Here is a 5986-nt window from a genome sequence, read left to right as displayed (position 1 = left end):
CCGGGCTCGGCATCGCCGCCCGGCTCGGCCTCGGCGTGGTGCTCGGCGGGCCCGTCCTGCACGCGGAGGACGTGGGCGAGCGCGTCGCCGCCTACCGGCGCGAGTTCCGCCCCCACCGCGGCAGCGCCCCGCACGTGATGGTCTCGATGGACCTGCTCGTCGCGGATGACGACGCCGAGGCGCGTGAGCTCGCGCTCCCCGAGGTGTGGGCGATGGTCCGCTCCCGGGGGACCGGCGCCTTCCCGCCGCTGGAGGACCCGGCCCGGATCCGCGAGCAGGACCTCACCTCGCGCGAGCGTGACCGGGTGGAGAAGGGCCTCGAGAGGGCCTGGACAGGCAGCCCTGCGACGCTGCGCCCGCGCGTGGAGCGAGTGCTCGAGGCGACCGGGGCGGACGAGCTCCTCGCCGCGGGCGCCACCTTCGACCGCGCCGCGCTCGCCGGCTCCGACGCGCGGGTCGTGCAGCTGCTCGGCTGAACGCTCGTCGATCGGGTCGTCACTCGGCCGCCCGCAGCGCCTTCCGGAAGCACACGCTGATCCCGTCGGCCGGGTCGTAGGGCGCGAACACCTCGATCCGCTTCCAGCCCTCGCGCTCGTAGAGCGCGATCGCCTCGGGCTGGCGGTTCCCGGTCTGGAGGAAGAGCTCGTCCGCGCCGTGGTCCCGGGCCGCGTCCTCGAGCCGGGCCAGAATCCGGCTCGCGAGGCCCAGCCTTCGGTGGTCCGCGTCGACGACAAGGCGCTTGACCTCCCAGCGGTCCGGCAGGCGGCGCAGGGTCCCGGTCGCGGCGGGCTTCCCGTCCACGAGCGCGAGCACCACCACGGCCACGTCCTCGGCGCTCGGCGGTGCCGGGCGAGGGGAGCCCTGGCGCAGGGCCGCGTAGCGGGGCGAGAGCTCGACGTCCATCGCCTCCCGCAGCGCTGCGCCGCGCGGGTCGTCCCAGTCGGTGTCGGCCCAGGTCAGGATCCGGCCGCCCGGCAGGACGGCGAGGGAGGAGGCGGTGGTGGTCATGCGCTGGCCCCCACGTCCTGGCGGGCGGGGATCGAGGCGATGAGCCGGCGCGTGTACTCCTCGCGCGGGGCGGCGAAGATCTCTTCGACGGTCCCGGACTCGACCACCTCGCCGCGGCGGAGCACGGTGAGGGTGTCGGCGAACTGCCGCACCACCCCGAGGTCGTGCGAGATGAACAGGTAGGTCAGGCCCAGGTCCCGCTGCAGCGTGGCGAGAACCTCGAGGATCGAGGCCTGCACCGTCACGTCCAGGGCGCTGGTCGGCTCGTCGAGCACGAGCACCTCGGGACGCAGCGCGAGGGCCCGGGCGATCGCGACCCGCTGCCGCTGCCCGCCCGAGAGCGCTCCCGGACGCCGGCCGCGCAGCGCCTCGGGCAGGCGCACCGCCTCGAGCGCCCACGCCGTCCGCTCCGCCCGGTCGGCGCGGTCGCCGACCTTGTAGTGCTCGAGCGGCTCGCGCACGATCCGCTCGATGGTGAAGCGCGGGTCCAGCGAGGTGAAGGGGTTCTGGTGGACGAGCTGCAGGTCGCGACGCAGCGCCCGCAGCCCGACGGGGTCGGCGGGGTCGACGGGACGGCTGCCGACGGAGAGGGTGCCGGCATCCAGCGTCTCGAGCCCCAGCAGCGCCCGGGCCGCGGTGGACTTGCCCGAGCCCGACTCGCCGACCAGCGCATGGGTGCGGCCGCGGGGGATCGTGAAGGAGACCTCCGCGAGGGCGCGGACCTCCCGGTCGCGGGTGCGGAAGGTGCGGGAGATGCGGCCGGCCTCGACGTGCGCGACGCCGGCTGGGTGGCGCGCGTCCCGCTCGGCGCGCAGCGGGGCGAAGCGGTCCGGGTTCAGCCCTGGCACGTCGGCCTGCAGCGCGCGGGTGTACTCCGCGCGGGGCACGGTAAATACGGTCGCGGTGGGGCCGGCCTCCTGCACCTCGCCCTGCTGCAGCACCACCACCTCGTCGGCGCGGGAGGCGGCGAGGGCGAGGTCGTGGGTGATCAGCAGGATCCCGATCCCGAGCTCGGCCCGCAGCTCATCGAGCAGGTCGAGGATCTGCTTCTGGACCGTGACGTCGAGGGCGCTGGTGGGCTCGTCGGCGATCAGCAGCCGCGGGCCGGGCAGGATCGCGAGCGCGATCAGCACCCGCTGCAGCTGCCCGCCGGAGAGCTGATGGGGGAAGGAGTCGAGGATCCGACCCGGCTCGGGCAGGCCCACCCGCTCGAGCGCCGCGTGCACGAGCGCCTCGCGCTCGGTGCCGCGACGGGCGCCGGGCACGAGCGCCGCCGCCTCGAGGGCCTGCGCCCGGATCGTGCGCACCGGGTTCAGGGAGGAGCCCGGGTCCTGCGGCACGAAGCCCAGCACCCTCCCGCGCAGCGGCAGGAACTCCCGCTCGCGCAGGCCCGTCACCTCGCGGCCCTCGATCCGGATCGACCCGTCCACGCGGGCGCGGCGGGTGCCGAGCAGGCGCAGCACGGCCCGCGCGATCGTGGACTTGCCCGAGCCGGACTCGCCGATCAGGGCCAGCGCCCGGCCCGCTCCGACGGCGAAGGAGACCCCGTGGACCACCTCGGCGGGGCCGTAGGCGACGCGCAGGTCCTCGACCTGCAGCAGCGGCGGGGCAGGGGCGGCGGTGTCGGCGGTCGCTGCGGTGGCGTCGGGAGCCTCGGCGGCGGAGGCGTCGGCGGTGGACGCGTCGGCGGTGGATGCGGCAGTGGAGTTCATCGGTTCCTCCCGAGGTCGAGCCAGCTGGACAGGCGGCTCACGGACAGCACGACGACGGCGATGACCAGGCCCGGGGCGATCACGAGCCACGGGGCGTGCAGGAGGTGCTCGCGGCCGTCGGAGACGAGCAGACCCCAGTCGGAGGCGGGCGGCGGATCGCCGTAGCCGAGGAAGGCGAGGCCGGCGATCACCAGGATCGCGATGCCGAACTGGAGCACCGCGAGCGAGAGCACGGGGCGCACCGCGTTCGGGAGCACATGGCGCAGCAGGACGTATCCGGCCGAGGCGCCGCTGAGGCGGGCCGCCTCGATGAACACGCTGGTGCGCACCCGCAGCACCTCCGAGCGCATCAGCCGGGCGAACACCGCCACCGCCGAGACGCCGGTCGCGATCGCCGCATTGCGGGTGTCGTAGCCGAGCGCGGTCACGATCACCACCGCGAGCAGGAACCCCGGGATCGCCAGGAGCACCTCGACCACGCGGCCGATCACCGCGTCGACCCAGCCGCCCAGGTACCCGCCCAGCAGGCCCAGCAGCCCGCCGGCGAGCACGCCGATCGCGACCGCGATCAGGGCGCTGGTCATCGAGGAGGCGGAGCCGTGGATGATGCGGGTGAGCAGGTCCCGGCCCAGGTGGTCGGTGCCCAGCCAGTACTCGGCGCCGGGCGCGGTGAACTTGTCGTCCGGCACGCCGACGGCAGGATCGTGCCCCGTGACCAGGCCCGGGACCAGCGACCACAGGAGCACGACGGCGAGCACGGCGAGGCTCGCCAGCACGCTCACGGGCGGCAGACGACGGGAGAGGGCACGGGCCGGGGCCGTCGCGGCGGCGACGGGACCGCCGGCGACCGGGCCGGGGGCGGCATCCAGGACGCTCATCGCAGATCCTCCTTCCCGCGCAGGCGCGGGTCCAGCAGCGGATAGAGCAGGTCGATCACGAGGTTCACCACCACGAACACCAGCGCCGAGAGCACCACGGCCGCGAGCAGCACCGGCACGTCCTGCGCGGCGACGGCCTTCTGCACCAGCGTGCCCACGCCGGAGCGGCCGAAGATCGCCTCGGTGATCAGCGAGCCGCCGAGCACCTCGCCGAGCACCAGCCCGATGATCGTCACCGTCGGCAGCAGGGAGGGGCGCAGCAGGTGCCGCACCACGACCTGTCCCGGGCGCAGGCCGCGCGCGAGCGCGACCTCGGCGTAGTCCTGACCGGCCGCCTCGTCCAGCGCCGTGATGAACACCTGCGCGATCTGCGCGGAGACCGGGAGCGCGAGGGTCAGGGCGGCGGCGAGGGTCGAGCCGGGGCTGTGCGGCTCGACCAGGCTGAACAACCCCAGCGTCACCGCGAGCACCTGGATCAGCACCAGGCCGATCAGGAAGTTCGGGGTCGAGAGGAACGCCGCGGGCAGGGCGCGCACCAGGGTGTTCGCGGGGCCCTCGGGCAGCAGCCGGGAGGCCAGGGCCAGCACCGCCGCGATCAGCACGGCGAGGACGAGCGCGGTCGCGGCCAGCGCGAGCGTCGAGGGGATCGCCGCGGCGAGCATCGCGGTGACCGGCTGGGAGGTCGACAGCGAGGTGCCCAGGTCGCCCGTCAGCGCATGGCCCAGCGAGACGACGAGCTGGACGGGCACGGGCCGGTCCAGGCCGTGGAAGGCGCGGATCTGCGCCTTCTCCGCCTCGCTGTACCCGGCCTGGGGGTCCTCGAGCTGCGCGGAGATCGGATCGCCCGGGATCGCGGCGAGCACCGCGAACACGAGCACGTAGGCGAGCACCACCACGATCAGCGCCTGCCCGGTGCGGCGCGCCGCGAAGGAGGCGTAGCGGCGGGTGGTGCGCGCGGCGGCCGACGGGGCCGCGGGGGCGAGGCCCGACGTCGGACCGCCCGGGGCGGTGGGGGTCGCGCCGGGGGACAGAGCGGTCATGGCTTCTCCTTGGTCGCGGCGTGGTAGGAGGGGATCGCGACCGCGTTGAAGGTGATGCCGCGGAGGTCGGGGGACTGGACGTAGATGCGCTGCACGTTCTGCTCCAGCGGGATGAAGTACGCCTGCTCGAGCACGTGGCGGGAGAGCTCCTCGACCAGCGGTGCCCGCTCCTCGCGGGTCGCGGCGCCAGCGACCTCGTCCCGCAGCCGCACCAGCTCCGCATCTGAGGAGCCGGTCTGGAACCAGTCCTCGCCCTCGTCGGTGATCACGCCGGCGACCGTGCCGACGTCCACGAAGCTGCGCGTCACCTCGTTCACACCCTGCTCGGGGTTGTTGGTGACCCGTTCGGTCCATGTGGGGATGTCGAGCTTCTGGGTGGCCACCCGGATGCCGAGCCGGCCCAGGTGCTGGGAGATCAGCTCCGCCTCCGGGACGGAGCCGGTGAGGTACGGGGTGGGGTAGATGGTGAAGCCCAGCTCGACCCCGTCCTTCTCCCGGAAGCCGTCGGCGTTCCGGCCGGTCCAACCCGCCTCGTCGAGGAGGCGCGCGGGTTCACGTTGTAGGAGAGATCGGTCTGGCCGGCCCTGGCGGCGGAGGCGCGCAGGGTGTCGTCGGGCAGGACGGTGAAGGTGATCGCGGCGAGCTGCGCCGGCCCGCTCGCACCGAGCGCCTCCGGAGCCCAGTCGTAGTCCTCGCGCCGCACCAGGCGCACGCGCTGCCGCGGCTCCCAGCTCTCCAGCACGAAGGGTCCAGAGCCGATCTGGCGGGCCAGGTCGGCCTGCTCCTCGAGGGAGAGGGCGAGGGAGGAGGGGGCCATCAGCTGGCAGCCGTGATAGCCGAGGGTGGGCAGGAAGGACAGCGTCGGCGCGGTGAAGGTGACCCGCACGGTCAGCGGATCCAGCGCCTCGGCGCCCTCGTAGGTGCCGCCGGGGAACAGGCCCACCCGTGCCAGGCCCTCGTCGGGGCGGCCGACGGCCCAGGCCTCGAGGTTCGCGAGCACCGCCTCGGCGTCCAGCGGGGTGCCGTCGGAGAAGGTGACGCCTCCCCGCAGGTGGAGCACGTACTCGGTCGCCTCCTCGTTCTGCTCCCAGTGCGTCGCGATCCAGGGGGTGACGGCTCCCTCGGGATCGGTGTGGACGAGCTTGTCGGTCAGCTGCTGCCACACGTTCGCCTCGTAGCTGGAGATCGCGCTCTTGGAGGGGACCCAGCCGCCGTCGAGGTTCGAGATGAGGAAGGAGAGCTCGAGGTCGTCTCCCGCGACGCTGCTGCCGCCCCCGTCGGCGAGGGCGCCGTCCAGGGCGCAGCCGGCCAGGGGCAGCGCGGCGAGGCCGAGCGCACCGGCGCCGAG

General features: G+C 74.5%; 7 protein-coding genes. 1 reads left to right on the top strand and 6 read right to left on the bottom strand.

Features of this window, described 5'->3' with window-relative positions; genetic code table 11:
- On the top strand, nt 1-476 hold a 476-nt coding region (locus HMPREF3159_RS16500; protein ID WP_141748275.1), incomplete at its 5' end, for an LLM class flavin-dependent oxidoreductase.
- Nucleotides 477-495: 19 nt separating this feature from the next.
- Here HMPREF3159_RS16500 and HMPREF3159_RS16495 read toward each other — a convergent pair.
- The 6 genes from HMPREF3159_RS16495 to HMPREF3159_RS16475 all read right to left on the bottom strand — a co-directional run.
- Nucleotides 496-1008, bottom strand: coding sequence for a GNAT family N-acetyltransferase (locus tag HMPREF3159_RS16495; protein WP_070502289.1), 513 nt, complete (start codon nt 1006-1008; stop codon nt 496-498).
- Nucleotides 1005-2720 carry a dipeptide ABC transporter ATP-binding protein gene (locus tag HMPREF3159_RS16490; RefSeq protein WP_070502288.1) on the bottom strand — a complete coding sequence of 572 codons (1716 nt, stop codon included), beginning with the start codon at nt 2718-2720 and terminating at the stop codon, nt 1005-1007. Before HMPREF3159_RS16490 ends, HMPREF3159_RS16495 begins: the two co-directional genes overlap by 4 nt.
- On the bottom strand, nt 2717-3598 hold the full coding sequence (locus HMPREF3159_RS16485; RefSeq protein WP_070502287.1) for an ABC transporter permease: 882 nt from the start codon (nt 3596-3598) through the stop codon (nt 2717-2719). The genes HMPREF3159_RS16490 and HMPREF3159_RS16485 overlap by 4 nt, the downstream gene beginning before the upstream one ends.
- Nucleotides 3595-4638: an ABC transporter permease gene (locus HMPREF3159_RS16480; RefSeq protein ID WP_070502286.1), complete on the bottom strand. Its 1044-nt coding sequence runs from the start codon at nt 4636-4638 to the stop codon at nt 3595-3597. Before HMPREF3159_RS16480 ends, HMPREF3159_RS16485 begins: the two co-directional genes overlap by 4 nt.
- Nucleotides 4635-5021, bottom strand: a complete 387-nt coding sequence (locus HMPREF3159_RS17735; protein ID WP_210388896.1) for a periplasmic substrate-binding domain-containing protein — start codon at nt 5019-5021, stop codon at nt 4635-4637. The genes HMPREF3159_RS16480 and HMPREF3159_RS17735 overlap by 4 nt, the downstream gene beginning before the upstream one ends.
- A gap of 32 nt (nt 5022-5053) precedes the next feature.
- Nucleotides 5054-5986, bottom strand: a 933-nt coding sequence (locus HMPREF3159_RS16475; RefSeq protein ID WP_246821663.1) for an ABC transporter substrate-binding protein, incomplete at its 5' end; no start/stop codon positions are given.

It is taken from the genome of Brachybacterium sp. HMSC06H03 (assembly GCF_001807385.1).
GTDB classification, from domain to species: Bacteria; Actinomycetota; Actinomycetes; order Actinomycetales; family Dermabacteraceae; genus Brachybacterium; species Brachybacterium conglomeratum.
The sequence above is the reverse complement of the archived record's forward strand: the minus strand, read 5'-3'. Positions and strand labels throughout refer to the sequence as shown.

Bases quoted from the DNA above. Each gene is read 5' to 3' on its own strand.
- HMPREF3159_RS16495 (WP_070502289.1), bottom strand. From the start codon at position 1,008: ATGACCACCACCGCCTCCTCCCTCGCCGTCCTGCCGGGCGGCCGGATC.
- HMPREF3159_RS16490 (WP_070502288.1), bottom strand. From the start codon at position 2,720: ATGAACTCCACTGCCGCATCCACCGCCGACGCGTCCACCGCCGACGCC.
- HMPREF3159_RS16485 (WP_070502287.1), bottom strand. From the start codon at position 3,598: ATGAGCGTCCTGGATGCCGCCCCCGGCCCGGTCGCCGGCGGTCCCGTC.
- HMPREF3159_RS16480 (WP_070502286.1), bottom strand. From the start codon at position 4,638: ATGACCGCTCTGTCCCCCGGCGCGACCCCCACCGCCCCGGGCGGTCCG.